Source organism: Fulvivirga ulvae (assembly GCF_021389975.1).
GTDB classification, from domain to species: Bacteria; Bacteroidota; Bacteroidia; order Cytophagales; family Cyclobacteriaceae; genus Fulvivirga; species Fulvivirga ulvae.
The window spans coordinates 5,779,170-5,798,703 of record NZ_CP089981.1; the positions used below are offsets into that span (position 1 = coordinate 5,779,170).

Sequence of the window (19,534 nt, forward strand, 5' to 3'; positions counted from 1 at the left end):
TAGTTTAATAGCTGGGACGCAGAATAAATTATTTCATTTCTTATATAAAAGTTTCGCCACATTTTATAATCCATTATATTGGTCGCTCGATTTAACAACACATATTTAAATGCCTCATAGCACAAAATGGTCTGATGATTTTTTAGAAAGCAAGCGATCAGAGACCGACCCGGTAGCCGACAACGTGGTGGCCACAATCATAGAGTCAGGTTACGAAGAAAAAATTAATGAAGTCTTCACTCACCTTGTAAGAAATTCAAGTTTTAATGCTGAAACCTTTTCATCCTTACCCGGGGAAGTAAACAAAGTTGTAACGGCATACTTTAGAGAAACAAGCCACCTTCCCTCCTGGTTAAATACTACTCTGATGAGAAAGGGAGAGGAAGTTTTTACACTTTATGGCCCCGAGATCTCGATGATCCTGAATGTAAAGTCGCTGCCTCTATGCTATGCCTGTAGTAAAGGGGCCAAGGTACTTTTTATGACAGGGCGGCTGACGGAAAGAAGCGGTTCGATAGATCCTCTGGCACGCCGGTTAATGGAAACAGCCCAAATGATCATGAATGCACTGTCTCCCGGGGGTATGTCACCTGAAGGTAATGGTATTGTCACCATACAGAAAGTGAGGTTGATACACGCCTCTATCAGGTATTTCCTGCTGCATGAAAAATATAACGCTAAAGGCTGGGATACGGAGTTTTACGGCAAACCAATTAACCAGGAAGACCTGGCAGGCACACTGATGTCGTTTGGTCCGCTGGTATTGCAAGGACTTAAACAATTAGGGATCAGCCTTACCGACGAACAAACAATGGGCTATATGCATTGCTGGAAGGTAATTGGTTATCTTATGGGGATTGACGAAGAATTTCTGCCCGATACTTTTGAAGAAGGCTGGGAGTTGGGTGTAACTATCATGAAGCATCAGGCAGCGGAATCAGAGCATGGCAAAGAACTGACCAGGTCGTGCATTAATTTTTTAAAACATATTCTGCCAGGAACCGCGTTTGATGAAGTGCCCGAATACATGATCTGGTATTTTGTACAGGACATTTCGAAAGCCATTGACAAGGACCTTGCCCAGATTTTAGGTGTGCATGGCGAGCACGACCTCCGGAGCCGCATTGTGTTTAAACTTTGCAATCTGTTTATCATTGAGTCCAACAAGCTGGATGAGCACTCCGTGGTGATAAGGCTAATCAGTGGCCTGATCAACAGAAAATTGCTCCAGGGCTTTCTCTTACACTATAATGACCATAAAAATGTACGATTCTACATCCCTCCGTCTCTTCAGAAAGACTGGAAGCTGCACGAAAAATGGGAAGACAGTATCATACTCTCCCCCACTATTTTCGGGAAGCGCCTGGTCATTCAAAAGAAAACTGATTCCATTATCTAAACAAGCATATAAATGAATAAGAAAACTACCTGGTTTGTGGTTATTACTCAAACTATAATGGTGCTTTGGTCTGTTATCAGCTCGATGGTACATGCAGGCACCACCTCTGTTTACATCATTACGCTGGGGTCCTTTGTTGTATATGTGGCATATGCTATTTATACCAAAAACGTTGTTTTACAAAAGCTCCTGTTATTTGGTTTTGTCGCTGGCGTACTGGAGCTTTTTGCAGATCATTACTCGGTAACCACCATTGGCACGCTGGTTTACCCTCCCGGGGAAAGTATGATCTGGACATCTCCTTCCTACATGCCAATCTCGTGGACCATAGCTTTAACCCAGCTTGGCTATTATGCCTTACTACTCACGCGCTGGAAGGGTATTTGGGTAGCTGCAGTAGTCATTTCATTGTCAGGTGGCTTTTACATTCCGCTTTATGAGCATCTCGCCAAAAGTGCCAACTGGTGGTATTACAAGGATTGCTCCATGATATTCAATGCTCCTTATTACATTATTATCTGTGAGGCTCTGCTATCAGCGGCATTACCGTTTCTGGTCCAATGGACTCAATCTAAAAAACTGGTATTTGCTATAGTTCCGGGGGTAGTACAAGGCTTATGGATACTCCTCAGTGCCATCATTGCATATAACATTGCTCCATAAAACTTAATAATCAACATGTTCAATAGCCAAACACTGTGTCAGGAATACCCTGACCTAAGTTCGATAATCAACTTTTGTGACTATACTGTAACGGAGTTGACACTTGTTTTTACAGGTACCATTTTCTGGGTTATCGTTTATTTCATTATTATACGAAATGGTTTCAAAAATAAGTTTGTGGAGATGCCGGTGCCAGCGGCTGCTTCTAACCTGGCGTGGGAGTTTACCTGGGCTTTTCTGGTAACCACCGACCTTGGCTTGCTATTCGTTTGGGGTCTTCGCGTATGGTTCTTCATGGATTTGTTAATATTCTACCAGATCCTGAAATATGGTCAAAAACAGCTCTCTACACCAATGATCATTAAGTATTTCAGACCTATTGAGATAGCCAGTGTAATTTTGTGGACCATCGGGTTTTATCTTTTTATTATCGAAGGCTATGACACTTCTATGGGTGCTACTTCGGCATACATTATCACTGTAATAATGGCTTCGCTTTATGCTATATTTTATTTATCAAGTAGCTTTAGAAATGAATACTCATTCACTGCGGCATGGTGCAAAATGGTGGGGAATGCGCTTATGAGCGTCTTCGTTTTTCTGCATTACCCACAAATGTATTTTCTGCAACTATTAACCGTTATAGTGTTTATTCTCAATCTATTATATGTAGCATCATTCAAATTGAAAATGCGTGACCTGAATTGATCTATTTTGACTATATTGGCCTGCATATATGGAGCATGTTCTAAATAAATCAAAAAAGATAGCTGAAGGTGGTAGTTCACTGATTTATTTAAATGAACAAAGTGAATTTGGTGAGCCTGTAATTATAAAAATTTATAAGAAAGATAATAATTCATACGCTGCAGAAAACCAGTTGATCAATGAGTACGACTTCCTGTCGCAGATCAATATTGACGGAGTAAGGAAGCCTGTTAAGAAAATTGAGGTCAATCACCGTCCGGCACTTGTCCTTGAGTATTTTGAAGGCAAAACCCTTAAAGACTTTATAGCCAAACAGCCGCCGAACCTGCTGGAATTCCTCGAAATTGGGATCAAGATATGCGAGACCATAGGGTACATCCATGAACATGACGTCATCCATAAAGATATTAACGGGCACAATATCCTTATCAATGATGACCATGAGATAAAGATCATCGATTTCGGTATTGCGACAAAATTCAGACAGCAAACAGCCCTGCATACTAATATAGAGCACCTGGAAGGGACTATTTCGCACATTTCTCCTGAGCAAACAGGGCGTGTTAACCGCGTCATAGATAAGAGGTCAGACTTATACTCATTAGGAGTTCTGTTTTACGAATGGCTGACCGGCAAGCTTCCGTTTGCGGATGATGATCCCATGAAGCTGGTTCACTCTCACCTCGCAATGGTACCTCAGGCAGTACACGAAAGAGACCCATCCATACCTCAGGTATTGTCAAATATGGTCAGTAAGCTTTTAGCTAAGAATGCGGATGATCGATATCAATCTGCCCGCGGCCTGAAGGATGATCTTAATTTATGCCTGGAGCAACTTCGGGACAATGGCAGTATCAGTACTTTTAAGATCGGTGAAAATGATCATTCCGATACACCACGAATAATTCAAAAAGTATATGGCCGTGACAAGGAGATTATGTTTCTTCAGTCGGTTTTTGAAAGGGTATGCCAGGGAAATAGCGAAACTGTTTTAATCTCAGGTGATGCAGGCACCGGTAAGTCAACCCTTACATTTGAATTAAGAAACAACGTTATAGAGCGGGGAGGTAATTTTATATTCGGCAAGTTTAACCAGCTTCATCATGAAAAACCCTACCACGCCCTGACCCAGGCCTTTAAGGTTTTTGCAGATAACATTTTAATACAGAGCGAACAGCAGCTCAAAGCATGGAAACAAAAAATTATGGCCGCTGTCAGCGACGAAGGGCGTCTGCTTACGGATGTAATACCCGAGCTTGAGCTTATTATTGGTAGCCAGCCTGAAATAGCTGACCTTGATCCTGAAGAAACAAAAAACAGGTTTAACTATATTTTCAGGCAATTTATTGATGCTATTGCCTCGGTAGAACACCCGCTGGTATGGATTATCGATGATTTGCAATGGGCTGACCCTGCTTCTGTAGCTCTGCTAAAAACCATCACTTCGGATAGTGCAATCTCTCATGTGCTGATCATAGGTACTTACCGAACCAATGAATTAGGTGATCACCTGCTCCCTGATTCCAATGCCAGGCATTTGTCTATCGAAGGGTTGACAGTTCATCAGTTGAGCGAGCTTATTGCTGATGCCCTCGGCTGCAAACATAGAGATGTTGTTGAATTGGCCGAGGCCACGTTTTCAAAAACCCAGGGCAATGCTTTCTTTGCGCACCAATTTCTCCAAACTATATATGATGAAAAACTGCTATGGTTTGACCGTACTGCGCAGAACTGGCAGTGGGACCTGAAAAGGATCAACTCGCTTCAGGTCACTGACAACGTTATTGTGTTACTAACCAAAAGAATCAAAAACCTCGATCAGGATTGTCGTAGTGTGCTGGAGTTTGCTGCCTGTTATAATGAGCAGTTTGACCTCACGTTACTGGCACATTTGCATGGCAAGTCTCCAACGGAGATCAGGCGCACGCTATATCCGGCTATAAGACAGGGCCTAATTCAGGAGCTTACTATCTCTTCGCAAAGGAAAGGGATGTCGGTTAGTAAACCGGAGACTCAGTATACATTTGTCCATGACCGCATAGTGCAATCTATATACTCATCCATTTCTGAACCAGACAGAAAGAAGATCCATTGGAAAACGGGTAAATACCTTTTAGATAAAAACACCAGGGATCACTCGGAGCGACTCATATTTGACATTACGTATCACTTAAACAGTGGTGTAGATGCTTATACCGGTAAAAATGATATATACGAATTAACAAGGCTGAATTTTGAGGCGGGAAACCTGGCCAAAGCTTCTGCAGCTTATCCTAATGCACTGGAGTATTATGGTGCAGCACTCAGGTATAGTGAAGAAAACATCTGGACCCGCTACTATGACCTTGCCCTGGCCGTGCATACGGGAGCAGCCGAGGCCAGCTTTTTAGCTGGCCAGTTTAGCGCAACAGACGCCCATATAGAAAAGGTAATCTCCAATGCCACCTCAACCCTTGACCAGATAAAAGCCATAAAGATTAGAATTGAAGTGTACATTGCACAAAATCAGGCACTTAGGGCAATTGAACTGGCGCTGGATACTTTGGGTAAGCTTGGAGAGCATCTTCCTTCAAAACCCAGCAAGGCTTTAATCGCAAAAGAGCTAATCAAAACGTCTTTACAGGTCAATCGCATCGGCATCCGCCGCCTCGAACAGCTACCGGCAATGGCGGATCCTCATAAAAAGGCTGCCATGAATATTATGGCAAGTATAGGCTCCGCCATTTCAAGGACCACCCCAGAGCTTTTGCCGCTGATGATCTTTAAAATGATCCGAATTTCCATTAAATATGGTAATTCCATTGAATCCATACCTAACTACGCCGGCTATAGCATCATTCTGTCAGGTGTATTAGGCAACCTGAAGGACGGCTACAAATTTGGCGAACTGGCTATGAAGCTGCTGCAAAAGTTTAAGGCTGAAAAGGTAAAGGCCAAAACCCACCTGGTACATCACTGCTTTGTTCATCATTGGAGAAATCACCTGAATACTACGCTCGATCCTCTTCTGGAAACCTACCATTATGGCATGGAATCAGGAGACCATGAATTTGCAGCATCTGCCCTTATGGTACGTTCATTCCACGGTTATTTTTCAGGCAGAAATCTTTTGAGGCTCAATGAAGAAATGAGCGCTCAAAGCAAGAAAATTCAACACCTCAATCAGGAACTGCTTTTTTACCAAAATGAAATTTTCCGGCAGGCGGCGCTTAACCTTACCGGTAAAAGTAAAAACCCCACTGTACTAAGCGGAGAGGCTTTTGACAGTAATTCTGTACTGACCGAAGATTTTAAAAAGAATAATCCTTCAGCATTATTCCATGCACTATATCACAGTATGGTGCTTTCATATATGTTCAAAGACTATGAAAAAGCCAGGGAATACGCTGAAGAACTCGAAAGCAAGCTGGAACTGGTGGTAGGTACAATTATACTCCCTCTTTATCATTTTAACAGGACACTGGTACTTTTTGCTAATCTCCCCAGCCTTAAAGGAGTCGGTAAAAGCAAAGCGAACAGAAAGATAAAGGATAGTATAAGAAAAATGAAAAAGTGGTCAAAGTATGCGCCTATGAACTTTGAGCACAAATATTACCTGCTACTGGCCGAAAAATTCCGGACTTCCGGCAGGTATGATAAAGCCCGGCTGTTTTATGATAAAGCTATTTCCAGCGCTTCTGCCAACAATTATTTGAATGATGAGGCTTTGTGCTATGAGCTGGCCGGTAGCTTCTACGCATCCGAACCGGATAAATATCCCTATGAAATTTATCTGCGCAAAGCATATGAAAATTACTTAAACTGGGGAGCAACGGCAAAAGCTGAAGAGATTTCACGGCACTATCCTATTGTGGATATTAATCTGCTTGGTGGCAAGAGCAAACACAGCACCTCCCTTTCGTCAAATTCCACAAGCAACTATTCCACCCTGGAGCTTTCCACAATACTTAAGGCATCTACTGCTATTGCCAGCGAAATTAAGCTGGTAAAGGTACTGGACAAACTATTGAGGATTGTAATTGAAAATGCCGGTGCGGAAAGGGGCTTTCTCTTGCAAAAAAAGGATGCTGATCTTTTTGTAAGTGCCCGGGGTACCGCAAGTGATGAGAAGATCATAATCTTCGATGATATAAAAGCTGAGGAGTTTGATGACCTGCCCCAGTCGATTATACAGTACTCTGCAAGGATCAGGGAAACGGTTATCATCGACGATATTAATGTGGACAATCGTTTTGCCAGCGACCCTTACATTCAAAAAGCCGAGCTAAAGTCAATACTTTGCTCTCCGATATTGGTACAGAATGAGTTGATTGGCATAATTTACCTGGAAAATAACCTGGTTGCAGGGGCATTCACACCTAAGCGTCTGGATATGCTTAAACTGCTTTCAGGTCAGATAGCCGTCTCTCTGGACAATGCCATGCTGTATAACAATCTGGAGCAGCTCGTTATTGAAAGGACCCAGGAAATTGAAGCTCAGCAAGAAATACTAAAGGATTATAACCATGAGCTTATAGCCTTGAATGAGGAGAAGAACCACCTGATCAAAATTGTCGCTCATGATCTGCGCAGTCCGTTGAACCAGATCAAAGGGATGGTCAACCTCATTAAGCTTACTACCCGGGATAAATCAGAAGAACAAAGCCAGTACGTAAATAAAGTATTGGAAAGCACTGAAAGACTGGGAGAAATGATCAGCCGTATACTGGATGTTAATGCAATTGAAGCCAAAGAAATTGATCTTAAAAATGAAAAGGTAAATCTCAGGGGTTTACTGGGAGAGTTGAAAAACAACTTTCAATTGTCTGCGGATGAAAAAAACATTGAACTCTCCATTGAACCAGGCCCTGATGTTTTTATAAACGTAGATAACAACTACACCATACAGGTTTTTGAGAACCTGCTGTCAAATGCCCTCAAGTTTTCTCCCTCTGACACCAGGGTAGACATCTGTATTATAGAAAAAGAGAAGAGTGCATGCGTAACGGTTAGCGATCAGGGGCCGGGAATTAATGAAAAGGACATGAAGAAACTATTTATGCCCTATCAGAAGCTCACTGCCAAACCTACTGCAGGAGAAGAATCCACCGGGCTGGGACTTTCAATCGTAAAGAAATATGTTGAAGCCATGAAGGGAAGTATCCGCTGTGAAAGCACGGAAGGAAAGGGAGCCACTTTTTATGTGGAATTTAAAAAGTGGCTGTAACTGATTTATTATCTTTTTCTTTTGCCTTTTCTTCCCGAGCGATCGTTTCGGTCGCCTCTCTTATAGCCAGACCGATGATCATGAAGTCTTTTACTACTTCTGGAGTTTCTTTTCCCTCCTGTATCCGCACCATTAACGCGAATTTCCCGGCCATCAAGTTCCATCCCACGGAAAGCCGGCTCTACTGACCTGGCAACTTCGCGCTCCACCTCAAAATAGGCCCTGCGGTCTTCCATGGTAACAGGGCCCACGGCTGACTTGGAAATACCTGTCTTTTCAATTACCAGGTTGATGAGGTCCTTTTTATCATACCCGTCAATGGCTCCTACATTGATGAAAAACCTTTCGTATCGTCCTCCTGAAGAGCTTCTTTTTTCGGATTTACCGCCACGGTCATTTTTATCAAAGTCCTGTTCGAAATTAGTCGTAGATGTGCTAATACCCATACTGTTCAGCTGGGTCATAATCAACTTATCAATCAACTCCGATTTGGAAAGGCTGGCGAATATTGGTTCTACATCGTCCTTATGGGGCAGCACTGCATCGGTATCTATATCAAGCAGGGCAATATTCTTTGCCCATGATTGTAATTTTTCATTTTGTACTTTTACAGCACTTGGCAGCTGATAGGGCGTGAAGTTTAACTTCAGCCTTTTCTCCAATGATTTCAGCTTACGCTGTTCAGATGATGTGACTATAGCCAGGGAAATACCCTTTTTCCCGGCCCGCCCTGTACGGCCACTTCGGTGAGTATAATACTCCAGATCATCAGGTATGGAGTGATGGATAACGTGCGTCAGGTCATTAACATCTATCCCTCTGGCAGCTACATCGGTAGCTATCAGAAATTCAAGCGAATGATTTTTGAAGCGTTTCATTACCTGATCTCTCTGGCTTTGCGACAAATCGCCATGGATGGCATCTACAGGCAGGCCTTTGGACTGTAACTGTTGTGCCAGCTCCTGTGTGTCCCGTTTTGTTCTGCAAAACACAATACCTCTCATATCAGGCTCCAGCTCAATGATCCGCTCCAGTAAGTTGGTTTTATCCTTAGCCTTGGTTACAAAGTACTGATGATCAATATTCTGATTAACCAGGGTGCCGGTATCAATTTTCACCTCACTGGGGTTATTCATATATTTATTCACGATATCACGGATCTCTCCGGCCATAGTAGCAGAGAAAAGCCACGTTGATTTCTCTCCCTGGGTATATGAAAGTATATCATCAATATCATCTCTAAAGCCCATATTCAACATTTCATCGGCTTCATCAAACACTACATGTTTTACAGCGCTGAGATTAATAGCTTTTCTTTTAATAAGGTCAAGCAACCTGCCCGGAGTGGCAATAATAATGTGAGGAGTATTTTTTAAAGCTTTGATCTGCGGTGTAATGGCAGCTCCACCATATACAACCTGAACCCTCACCCCCTTTAAGTATTTGGAAAATGCCTGGATTTGCTGAGCAATTTGCTGCCCTAACTCTCTGGTAGGAGCCAACACCAGTGCCTGGGTACCTTTGGCATCAACATCTATTGCATCCAGCAGAGGAAGCCCGAAAGCTGCTGTTTTACCGGTACCTGTCTGGGCAAGTCCAATGAAATCTCTGTCGGCTTCGTTAATAAGTATGGGAATAGCTTTTTGCTGAATCTTTGTTGGAGTTTCTAGATTTAACTCCGGAAGAACCTTCAACAACGATGGAGAAAGTCCTAAATCTGAAAAATTTGTCAATTGATATTATTTTATTAAGCCGCAAAGTTACCCTTATTATATTGGATTGTGGCTACGGTTAATGATATTTATATTTAATCAGATGATAGTCTGATCCCTGCAGCTGGCAGCAAGCCTAAAACCCTGACCATGAAAATTAAGTTCACTGATCAGTGCTGGACGGGATAGTAAATTTAAAAACGCTCCCCTCTCCCAGCCTGCTTTCTACGCTCAGTTCCCCGGCATTATTTTCTACAAATTCCTTACAAATAATCAGACCAAGGCCGGTACCTATCTCTCCCGATGTACCCCTGGTACTGTTCCTGGTATCAATCCTGAAAAGATTATCCAACATTTCCTCACTCATACCCACTCCGGAATCTACCACTGTTACTTCTATAAGCTCTTTCTTTTCGGATGCTGCCACCTTTATCATGTCATCTGCCGCTGAAAATTTGATGGCGTTATTTATTAAATTCCTGATTACAGTTTCAATCTGGTTTTTATCAGCATATGCCTTATAATCCCGGGTAATCATGTTGTTCACATTTACCCCTTTTTCGTGTGCCTGGTCATCGAGTATCTCCAAAACGTTTTCCACGACCTGTTTCAGGTTAAAATTAACCGGATTGGGCTTTATAGCAGCCATTTGACTACGCGCCCAGGTCAGAATATTTTCTGTAAAACGCATGGTGTTAAGTATCGACTTGTGCATGTCCTCTGACATACGCCTGAGATCATCCTTGGATAGTTTATCGGCATGGTTTTTCAAAAAAATAGAAGCGCCCAATATGCTGTTGATAGGTGACCGGAAGTCATGTGAAATAATAGAGAACAGCTTATTCTTTGTTGAATTAGCCTCTGCAAGTTTCTCAGACAACTTTTTTTGCCTGTTTCCATTCCTTACCACCACAAAAATCAAAAGACCGGCCAGCGCAATGGTAACTACAAGTAATATTATACTGATTCGCTGTCTGGAAATAATTTCATCACTTAAGAACTTTTCCTTTTGAAGCATATCTACCTGGCTCCGTTGCAGACTATTCTGATAATACCACTGCACCATTTCAAGCCTGTTTTCCTGTTCAATATGCAAAATGGAATCCGTCACTTTTATAAATTCCTTCATCATGCTCCTGCTTTGCTCATAGTCACGACGTTGTCCTAACAGGTTAAACAGGCCATAATATGCTTTTTTAAGTAAGTCCAGGTAGCCATGTGCCGCAGCTATACTTATTGTTTTTTTCAAATGAACCTCGGCATCTGCATATCTGCTTCTTCCCATCATGATATCACCGAGTACGAGATGGCTTTCGGCAAGCGCCTGGCTGTTGGCCTTTTCTTCCAGAGAATCCGAAATCCGAACCACCGTGTTGAGGTATTCTTCTGCTTTATCAACATCTCCGAGATGCCGGTGTATAATAGCAAGTATTCTGTAGTTGCTCGATAGCACCGCCAGATTCCTGTTTTTATTAATTTTAATGGCCTCTGTTATATAGTATCTGGCTGAATCATAGTTACCAAGCTCTGTGTGACTCCGGCTGATATTGTTTAAAATAGCCCCCAGCCTTTCCTGATTATTCTCCTGTCTGTACAGATCCATTGCCAGCAGCTCATATTGCCTTGATTTGTCAAAAGCTCCTCCCTTTTGATGTAGCAGTCCTAATGACAGATAGCAATTGGCTACACCAATTACATCATTTTCCTGTTTAAATACTTCGAGGGCATCCAGAAGCATCTTGACTCCCTGCATATAGTTCCGGTTTTCACCCAGTGCGGAGCCCAAAGTTCTTAAAGCATGTGCCTTGCCAAGGGTGTAATTGATACTGTCAGCCAGCTCTAATGATTGCCGGGCATAGTCGAAAGCCTGAAAAATGTCAATAAAAATGTACTCCCTTCCTAATTCCGATAAAATCATAACTCTGCTCTTTGCCGGTAACTCATGCTGCAAGAGAGCTTTCAGACTATCCACAACAGTATCCTTCGAAGAATAAGCATCGGTGAGCGATAAAAAGGAAGCAAGAAAGATAGTTAACTGTATATAGAACTTGTTGTACATTCTTTAGTACATAGCGTGTAGATCAATGTAGTATAATTACAGCATTTAATCAATTATAATCCTGTAGAACTTAATTTGAATTGCTAATATTTTTAGTAATTTAGCCAAATGAGACGTTCAGGACATGCAGACCTGCCGCTGCACGGTGGCAAGGTACCCTACTGGCTGGCAGAGAGAATGGCGAAATTAGGTGGTGCCATTACGGAAGCAATTGTATTGGAATACGGAAAATCTGAGTTTCTGACCAGGCTTAGTGATCCCATGTGGTTTCAATCCTTTGGCTGTGTACTCGGCATGGACTGGCACTCTTCCGGCATTACCACATCAGTAATGGGCGCACTTAAAAAAAGTCTTAACCCAATAGCCTCGGAGCTAGGAATATATGTCTGTGGAGGCAGGGGAAAACATTCGCGCAGGACTCCGGATGAACTGGTACAATTGGCCGAGAGGGTTGGCTTTAATGGTACTGATATGGTAAAGCACAGTAAGTTGAGCGCCAAAATCGATAATACCGCCATTCAGGATGGTTACCAGCTATACCTGCATTCTTTCATAGTAACCAGTGAAGGTGAATGGGCAGTAGTACAACAAGGAATGAATAATAGCAACGGCATGGCCAGAAGGTATCATTGGCACTCGGCAAAGGTAAGGTCGTTTTCAGAGGAACCTCATACCGGGATTTGTGGCATCAACAAGGGCTATATCCTGAATTTAACGGCCAGAGAAGCCTCCAAAACAAAAGAAGGGATACTTGCCATTTCCGGCGAATCCTCTCACATCATGATGAATGAGATAAGGAAGATCATACTTCCCCGTCATCATGACGTAAGGGCCAGTGATGTAAACCTCAAAAGGCTTGGTAGTGTACTGGCTCTCGCCAACAGCGGCCAGATTACTTCCTTTGAAGATTTGCTCATGATCAATGGCCTGGGTCCGCGCACCTTGCAGTCTCTGGTTTTGGTTAGCGAAGTTATCCATGGTACGCCTTCAAGATTTTCTGATCCCGCCCGCTACAGTTTTGCCCATGGAGGAAAAGACGGCCATCCCTTCCCTGTACCAACCAAAGTTTATGATCAGACCATCCACGTGTTGAAGACTTCTGTAGAAAAAGCAAAAATTGGACATTCTGATAAACAGAAGGCCATTAAAAGTCTACATGAGCTATCCGTTAAGTTTGAAAAAGACTTCAGACCTTCACCGGAACGGTTTGAAAAAATAATTGAAAAAGAAAGAATCGATTCATACAAATACGGAGGTCGCACCGTGTTTGGGAAATCCAAACCTCCCAGTGGCCAACTTAGCATTTTTAGCTGATTTCAGCATTTTATTAATTTCATAACACTTATCTCACATCATGGCTCAATTATTGTTATAGTACAAATTTTTAACTAAAAATACTATACCATGAAAAACAAAGCTATGTTAATTTCAATTTTATTGATCAGTTTTATTCAATTTGAGCTTCACAGTCAGGAAAGGCTGCAAAAAGGGAACTATTACATTGGAGGTGGCATCGGTTTTTCCACCCGTGACGAATCTCTGGATGATGATGACCTGAATGCAAGCAAGTATGATTATATGAGATATTCGCTCTCTCCTTATTCCGGTAAGTTTATTAAAGATGGTCTGGCTATAGGTTTGAATCTTCAGATTTCAAGTACAGATCTTCAGAGAGAACAGGGTACTATTGATAATCTTCAGGTAACAAAAGAAGATGGTTTTAGCATTGGCGCGGGTATTTTCCTAAAAAAATACTGGCCGGTTAGCGAAAAGTTCGGAGCTTACCTAATTCCATCACTCAGTTACAGCCGTAGTCATGATGAATCAAAAAATACAAGTAATACCTACATTTCATCATCAGAAAGTACTTCCAATCAGATAAATCTAAGCACTGGTCTTGGTCTCTACTATTTTATCAGCCCAAGGTTCTCTTTAGAAACCAACCTGGCCAATGTGGTACTTAGTAAACAGTTTCTGGATAAGGAGACACGAAACACTTCAACAGAGGACACGTTAAGTCAATCACTGGAAAGAAACAATCTTGACTTTAATTTAATCAACCAATTTTCATTCGATCAGATCATTGTTATCAACTACTACTTTTAATCATTGATTGAGTGGCCCTCCCGTTCAGTTTATACAGGAGGGTTGCCTTCCTTAGTGTTCATCCTGTAATCATTCGTGCCACCTGAACAATCCTCTGGTTCCTTTATCAGACGATGTCCGAACGCAGCAGTAGCCACGAAGATCAAATGTGCTACAAAAAGCTGGCCGTAGAATGATTTCAGATCAATATCCTCAGGCGGATTGGGGTGAATTTTATAGGTACCTTTCCAAATACCAATCCCCACCAAACCGGCCAAACCACCTAGCCATAGAGTATTTGGCAAATAAGGCTTGACCTTTCCTTTCCTCCACATATGGTCAAAAACCACTAAAAACAGAACGCCAACAGCATAATGCAGCCACCAGCCTGTCAAGCCCTCATCATCAGGCTTAAGTTTGTTCACCGGCATCATTCTTCTGATCAATTTATTTAACAATACCGGCTCCTCAAACTTCTTTTGTTTTTGAACTGCCATAGCATAGCTGAATGCGGTCATGGCACTCGTGCCTACGATTGCAGCAGAAAGAATTTTTATGGCTTTTATCATTGTATTTAATATTTTGCAGTGCCCTCTACCTCAGCCATTTCACGTGCGGTAAGGTTACCCCATTGTTTCTTATAATCTTGTAGTCTGATACTATTGGCCGGCATAATATCCGACTGTATTTTATAGATGGTTTCCACCAGTTCATGATATGGCCTGTATCCCGTAACAATTATCTTTTTCTTTCCTTTTTTGCGGAACACCAGCGACGGATAGCGCGAAATGCCACACGATCTCACCTTGCGCAGGTCTGCTTTTAACAAATTAATTGATCTCTTAGATGAAATATCTCGCTCAAACTGGGTGTAGTTCAACGCATCAGGATATTCCTCCCTTAACTCGAGAGCAACCTGCAACAGTACCTGTTTATCAGAAACATCCATCATTCTCAGCATAACAGCCTCCCGGATCTTGCGCAACAAGCGGTCGCCTGCCGTTAGCCCCTGTAGCTCGGCAGCCTTTACAGCAAGACATGCAGGATAAGAAGATCTGGGAGGATGCTCTACCCATATCTTGTCATTGATCGGCATACCTGACACATGCCTGGCTTCCTTCCACAACGGCCCCATTTGTGAGGGCTTGCTAATGCTATTTACTGTATCATTATAAGTAGTCCAGTCAGTCAGCATCCCGCCCATCACATACTTCCAACTTATGCTGTCAGAGTATTCATACCTCAGTTTTCTCCACTGCGGCTCAAATGACCAACTCCAGCAGCAAAGCGGGTCTGTATAATACTCTATCTTAATTTTTTTTGTGTTATCCATCGTTGTTGCCATACCTCATTTAACTTCCTCATGCTCGTTATACTTGCTCCATTGATAAATGAAGCACTGCAAAGCGCGTAACGCGTCCTTAACAGCGCCCACTGACTAGCAGATCTTCCACATGACGTGACTTTGCCCTTAGGTTTCAGTATCAGTATTCAGCAAATATAGCTATCAACAATTTCATGCCATTAGCTCTTAAAACAATAAACATTTGTATATCAATTACTTATAAAGTAATTGATAAAAACTCGCGTGGCAGGCAATGCACTTTGCCAGTTGATATTATTACACAGCGGAAATGTGTGGGCGGCATAAAACCAATGACGATTGTAAAAAAAGCAGTATCAGAGAACAAAAGGCACAAAAAATTTCTTTAATAAGAAAGCACATAACTATGACTAAGAGTACTTAATTAATAAAGAGTTAAGTACTAAACATAATAAATCGTGATTCGCATGAAAAAGCCCAAAAAACCTGAATTTGAACCTTCAGAGCCACCAGAGATAATCCCTGATCCGGATTTCCCGGAAAAAATCCCGCCAGAGGATCCGGAAGAGGAGCCTGATGAGCCGGCAACAAGGCCCTCTAAGGAACCTAATACTCCTTTCCCTGATAAAAAAGAACGTCCTTCGAGAAAATAGTTGATTGCAATAATGTCCGAAAAAATACCGGTACATATATTTGAGCTTTCAAATTATCCTAAAATCAGAAGGGGCATGAGCATTAAAATACTTCACAGGTCACAGTTTACAACTACATCATGGGCCGGAGGAACCACCACCGAATTGATGATTTATCCTGAGGGAAGTAATTATAAGGCCCTAAACTTTGACTTCCGGCTTAGTATAGCCACGGTCAATGTTGAGAAATCCGTTTTCACATCCCTACCCGGTATCTCCCGCACCTTAATGGTTCTGGACGGAAACCTGGAGCTAACCCATGAAGGACATCATACATCAAAGCTTACAAAGTTTAAATCCGACAATTTCCAGGGAGACTGGATAACAACAAGCTTTGGCAGAGCAACGGATTTTAACCTGATGACCACCCCTGGTACCCAGGGTACTTTGAAAGGAGTACAATTGGCTCCGAAAGCCTGTCTAAGATTGAAATTGCAAAAAAATACGATAATTGTCTGCTATGTACTCTACGGAGCACTCCAAATGGAAGAAAAGGGTGCGGGATCCGTAGAAGGAGGCTCCCTGCTATGGATGGAAGATCTTGATAGCAATAATCAGATGCCCATCATCCGGGCCTTAACAAACACGGAAGTTGTAATAGCCAATATTAATCTTACCACACAGTAAACAAGTCGGGCCTTTTTGAGTTTACTACAGTAACTAATCATTCAGGTCATGGCTGTACTATCCAAACGAGCTTACAACATACAATATGATCCTGCTCAAAATTGGGTCAACATGAAGTGGGAAGGTTATATTTCAAGTGCTGAATTCAGAGAAGGCACTGAGCTGATGCTTAACCTGCTTATTAAAAACAATGCAAATAAAGTTTTAGCTGACATTGAGCATATGCTCTTGATTGACAAGGAAGATCAGGAATGGCTGATCAGCTATTTCCTACCCAGAGCCATACGGTTTGGATTCAGAGCCATTGCTCTTTTAAAGCCCATTAGTACTTTTAACAGCAATGTTATTGAAAGTATCTCTTCTCACATCAATCAGGAAATATCTATCAAAGTGTTCAATAATATAGAAAAGGCCAGAGACTGGCTTATTGAAACAGAAACATAACCATAACCCTTTAGGTTTTAGTGTCTCCTTAAGTGGTGCAGTTCTTTAGGAATTGATGCCTGTATATCCTAACTTTCTTAAATAAAGTCTTTTAAGGGAGCTGGTAATATTGAAATCAGAATTACTCCAAAATAAATTTTAACAAAAGACGTTTCCTTTTCATATTACCAAAGCAATATTTAACTTAGACTTTCAGTTCCGGACAGTGTCTTTCAGGCTTTAATTGATATTATAATCATGTATGATCAATAAAGCATAATAAATGAACACTTTACCTCCTGAAACCCCTTCAGTCACTGTAATAATTGCGACACGCAATAATGCAAATACACTGGAATATGCGATAAAAAGTGTATTATGGCAAACATTTGATGACTTTGAAGTTTGGATCATTGGAAACAACTGCACCGACCATACTGAAAGTATAGTGCAGAATCACATGAAAGATCCAAGAGTGCACTGGTATAATCTGCCCCTTTATCACCCACATCCGTCAAAATCATACAATGAAGGAATAAAAAGAGCTAAAGGAGATTATATTGCTTACCTTGAAGATACCGATGTGTGGTTACCAAACCACCTCAATGATCATGTCCGGCACCTTCAGTCTTCTTCAACGGATTTTGGCTTCTCTATCATGGAGTGCAAATATTCATTCACTCATGCAGATGTATCTATACCTATGCCACAGGAAAAACACTATGCGCCTGCTTTGAGTACTCTTACTCACAACAAAGCTGCTGCGGAACGCCTCGATTACTGGAAGGAAACACATTCACAATTTATCGACTACCGGGTTGCTTTTCTTAAAGAAGCCAGGTTAAGACACATGTCATTTGACGTAGTTCCTTCTCTCACCGTATTAAGATTTCAATGGAGTGAGGAAAATTATCATGATGTAGGTCCGCAACCCTTATTCATGGAACAAATATTGGAAGATCCGGATTTTCTTCACAAAGAAATGTCCGCCTTGTTATATACAGCTTACCGTAATTTAAACGACTCTCCAAACTTAAAAAGTCTGAAGTCACTTAGCTATAGATTGATGAATACTACTATATTCTGGTGTAAACTGGTAGTACGCCGGTTACAAGGCCTGTTTAATAGTATTTATACACTCCTGATAAAGGCTAAGGGTACGACCGCCTAAGAGTAATGAATATAACGAAAAATTTCTGACGCCCCTGCTAAGCAAGCAAGTTTATCCCACTTCGCCCAATTGCGTCTCCAGCTCCTGAATACGTGCAATATATTCCTTTTCCTTACGCGCCATCTCTTCCTGTGTAGCAGAAAGCTCCTCCATATTCTGCCGCATTTCTTCTTCCTGAGCACGCATTTCTTCAGTCATTTGCTGAGAAGAGCTGAGCAGGCTCTCTGTTCGGGCCGTAACTTTATTTGTGGATATAGAAGAAGCAATAGATTCTCCTGCATTTTCCAGAAACTGGATGTGGTGTGGTTCAAATGTTTTAAAAGAAGCCAGCTCCAGCACTCCTTCCGTTCTTTCGTTTACTTTTAGAGGCACGATGATAATACTGGAAGGTGTAGCCTCTCCCAAGCCGGAAGTTATGGAAATATATCCTTGTGGTACTTCATTTAAGTGAAGTGTTTCTCCTTCCAGGTAAGTCTGACCGATGAGCCCCTGCCCCGGTTCATAGCTGTTGGATACATACTTTTTGCGCTTGTATGCATAGCTCGCTACCAGATCAATGGTTATGGCGTCCTCATCTTCATCATTGATAATATACAGGCCTCCCTGGTTGATGCCCAGGTAGCTAACAAGGTATGATATCAATTTATCATAAAGCTGTTCTCGATCCATTTTTGATTGCAACAAAGACGCCAGATCAGCGAGCCCTTTGGTAGCCCAGTTACGTTTCTCGTCCTCTGCCCTCGCGATCTCAACCTCTTTCAGTGTTTTTTTAAGCTCTTCTTCACTTTTTAGTGCATCCTGATTTTTGGTATTAGCTTCTTCAAGCAAACTTAGGTTTTTCTTCTCGTAGAGATTGTTCAGGTTGAACAGAAAAACTGATGAACTCAGTAGCATAATAATAACCAAAAACATATCTTCATAAACCACTCCGTATTGCTCCGAAGTTATATTTAACTGTTCATAGCTCACGTTAAGCATCTCATGTATGGGGTCATAAAGTAATACAACAGCTAAAATAAACGCCAGACCTATCCCCATCATAGTCCTTTCCCTGGTAGAAAATAAGGTAAAAGGCAAAACCAAACTACTCGCTATAAACATTCTTGGCGAAACGTAATGGATAATCTCCACATTCTCGGGTTGGCTGAGCTTAATAGAAAGATTAATCCAGAGAACCCCTAAAGCTGGTATGATACTTACCAATAGCCGGGAGATGCTGTGAAGCTTAAAGAAATTTAAAACGAGTATACCCACAGTAAAAGCCAGAATTGTAACCATCAGCAGGAAATTGGTATTTTCCCTAAAAGAAAACATAACCATAAACACGATGATCAGGGAGCTGATGATCGCCCCCAACCGGTTTGACAGGATCACCCTGTGCTGCAACTGGAAATCCATTCCCTCGTCTATCCCAATGTGTGAGAGCCTGTTCCAGATATTAGCCATTTTACTCATATAATTCTGC

Annotated in this window: 15 protein-coding genes; 10 read left to right on the forward strand and 5 right to left on the reverse strand. The window is 41.8% G+C overall.

Translation table 11 applies throughout. The annotated features are described in order from the left end of the window. Positions 1-109: 109 nt before the first annotated feature. The 4 genes from LVD17_RS24320 to LVD17_RS24335 are packed head-to-tail and all read left to right on the forward strand — an operon-like array spanning position 110 to position 7,976. Positions 110-1,399, forward strand: a complete 1,290-nt coding sequence (locus LVD17_RS24320) for an oxygenase MpaB family protein (protein ID WP_233762238.1) — start codon at positions 110-112, stop codon at positions 1,397-1,399. A gap of 12 nt (positions 1,400-1,411) precedes the next feature. Further along, positions 1,412-2,062: a DUF6989 domain-containing protein gene (locus tag LVD17_RS24325; RefSeq protein WP_233762240.1), complete on the forward strand. Its 651-nt coding sequence runs from the start codon at positions 1,412-1,414 to the stop codon at positions 2,060-2,062. Positions 2,063-2,077: 15 nt separating this feature from the next. Further along, complete coding sequence (locus LVD17_RS24330; RefSeq protein ID WP_233762242.1) at positions 2,078-2,770, forward strand: transmembrane-type terpene cyclase; 693 nt, start codon at positions 2,078-2,080, stop codon at positions 2,768-2,770. 28 nt (positions 2,771-2,798) lie between these two features. Continuing rightward, positions 2,799-7,976: an ATP-binding sensor histidine kinase gene (locus LVD17_RS24335; RefSeq protein WP_233762244.1), complete on the forward strand. Its 5,178-nt coding sequence runs from the start codon at positions 2,799-2,801 to the stop codon at positions 7,974-7,976. 8 nt (positions 7,977-7,984) lie between these two features. Here LVD17_RS24335 and LVD17_RS24340 read toward each other — a convergent pair whose 3' ends face one another. Both LVD17_RS24340 and LVD17_RS24345 read right to left on the reverse strand, forming a co-directional pair. Beyond that, positions 7,985-9,709, reverse strand: coding sequence for a DEAD/DEAH box helicase (locus LVD17_RS24340; protein WP_233762245.1), 1,725 nt, complete (start codon positions 9,707-9,709; stop codon positions 7,985-7,987). 142 nt (positions 9,710-9,851) lie between these two features. Next, positions 9,852-11,747 (reverse strand): ATP-binding protein, encoded by a 1,896-nt coding sequence (locus LVD17_RS24345; RefSeq protein WP_233762247.1) that lies wholly within the window; start codon positions 11,745-11,747, stop codon positions 9,852-9,854. 108 nt (positions 11,748-11,855) lie between these two features. Between LVD17_RS24345 and LVD17_RS24350 the strand changes: the two genes are divergently transcribed. Together LVD17_RS24350 and LVD17_RS24355 are read left to right on the forward strand one after the other, a co-directional pair. Further along, the gene (locus LVD17_RS24350; protein WP_233762249.1) at positions 11,856-13,061 is read left to right on the forward strand and encodes a DUF763 domain-containing protein; all 1,206 of its coding nucleotides are present in this window, start codon (positions 11,856-11,858) and stop codon (positions 13,059-13,061) included. Between the two features lie 90 nt (positions 13,062-13,151). Beyond that, the gene (locus LVD17_RS24355; RefSeq protein ID WP_233762251.1) at positions 13,152-13,853 is read left to right on the forward strand and encodes an autotransporter domain-containing protein; all 702 of its coding nucleotides are present in this window, start codon (positions 13,152-13,154) and stop codon (positions 13,851-13,853) included. A 29-nt stretch (positions 13,854-13,882) separates the two neighbouring features. Here the strand turns inward: LVD17_RS24355 and LVD17_RS24360 are convergent, their stop codons facing one another. Together LVD17_RS24360 and LVD17_RS24365 are read right to left on the reverse strand one after the other, a co-directional pair. Beyond that, positions 13,883-14,401 (reverse strand): hypothetical protein, encoded by a 519-nt coding sequence (locus tag LVD17_RS24360; RefSeq protein WP_233762252.1) that lies wholly within the window; start codon positions 14,399-14,401, stop codon positions 13,883-13,885. Positions 14,402-14,406: 5 nt separating this feature from the next. Then, the gene (locus LVD17_RS24365) at positions 14,407-15,165 is read right to left on the reverse strand and encodes a DsbA family protein (protein ID WP_233762253.1); all 759 of its coding nucleotides are present in this window, start codon (positions 15,163-15,165) and stop codon (positions 14,407-14,409) included. Between the two features lie 458 nt (positions 15,166-15,623). On the opposite strand from LVD17_RS24365, the gene LVD17_RS24370 reads away from it, so the two are divergent. The 4 genes from LVD17_RS24370 to LVD17_RS24385 all read left to right on the forward strand — a co-directional run bounded on the left by LVD17_RS24370 (position 15,624) and on the right by LVD17_RS24385 (position 18,069). After that, on the forward strand, positions 15,624-15,809 hold the full coding sequence (locus LVD17_RS24370) for a hypothetical protein (protein WP_233762254.1): 186 nt from the start codon (positions 15,624-15,626) through the stop codon (positions 15,807-15,809). Positions 15,810-15,884: 75 nt separating this feature from the next. Continuing rightward, positions 15,885-16,475 carry a HutD/Ves family protein gene (locus tag LVD17_RS24375; protein ID WP_233762256.1) on the forward strand — a complete coding sequence of 197 codons (591 nt, stop codon included), beginning with the start codon at positions 15,885-15,887 and terminating at the stop codon, positions 16,473-16,475. A 48-nt stretch (positions 16,476-16,523) separates the two neighbouring features. Then, positions 16,524-16,919, forward strand: a complete 396-nt coding sequence (locus LVD17_RS24380; protein WP_233762258.1) for a SpoIIAA family protein — start codon at positions 16,524-16,526, stop codon at positions 16,917-16,919. A gap of 262 nt (positions 16,920-17,181) precedes the next feature. Next, positions 17,182-18,069 carry a glycosyltransferase family 2 protein gene (locus LVD17_RS24385; RefSeq protein ID WP_233762260.1) on the forward strand — a complete coding sequence of 296 codons (888 nt, stop codon included), beginning with the start codon at positions 17,182-17,184 and terminating at the stop codon, positions 18,067-18,069. A gap of 51 nt (positions 18,070-18,120) precedes the next feature. Here LVD17_RS24385 and LVD17_RS24390 read toward each other — a convergent pair whose 3' ends face one another. Continuing rightward, positions 18,121-19,515 (reverse strand): GAF domain-containing protein, encoded by a 1,395-nt coding sequence (locus tag LVD17_RS24390; RefSeq protein WP_233762262.1) that lies wholly within the window; start codon positions 19,513-19,515, stop codon positions 18,121-18,123. Between the last annotated feature and the right edge of the window lie 19 nt (positions 19,516-19,534).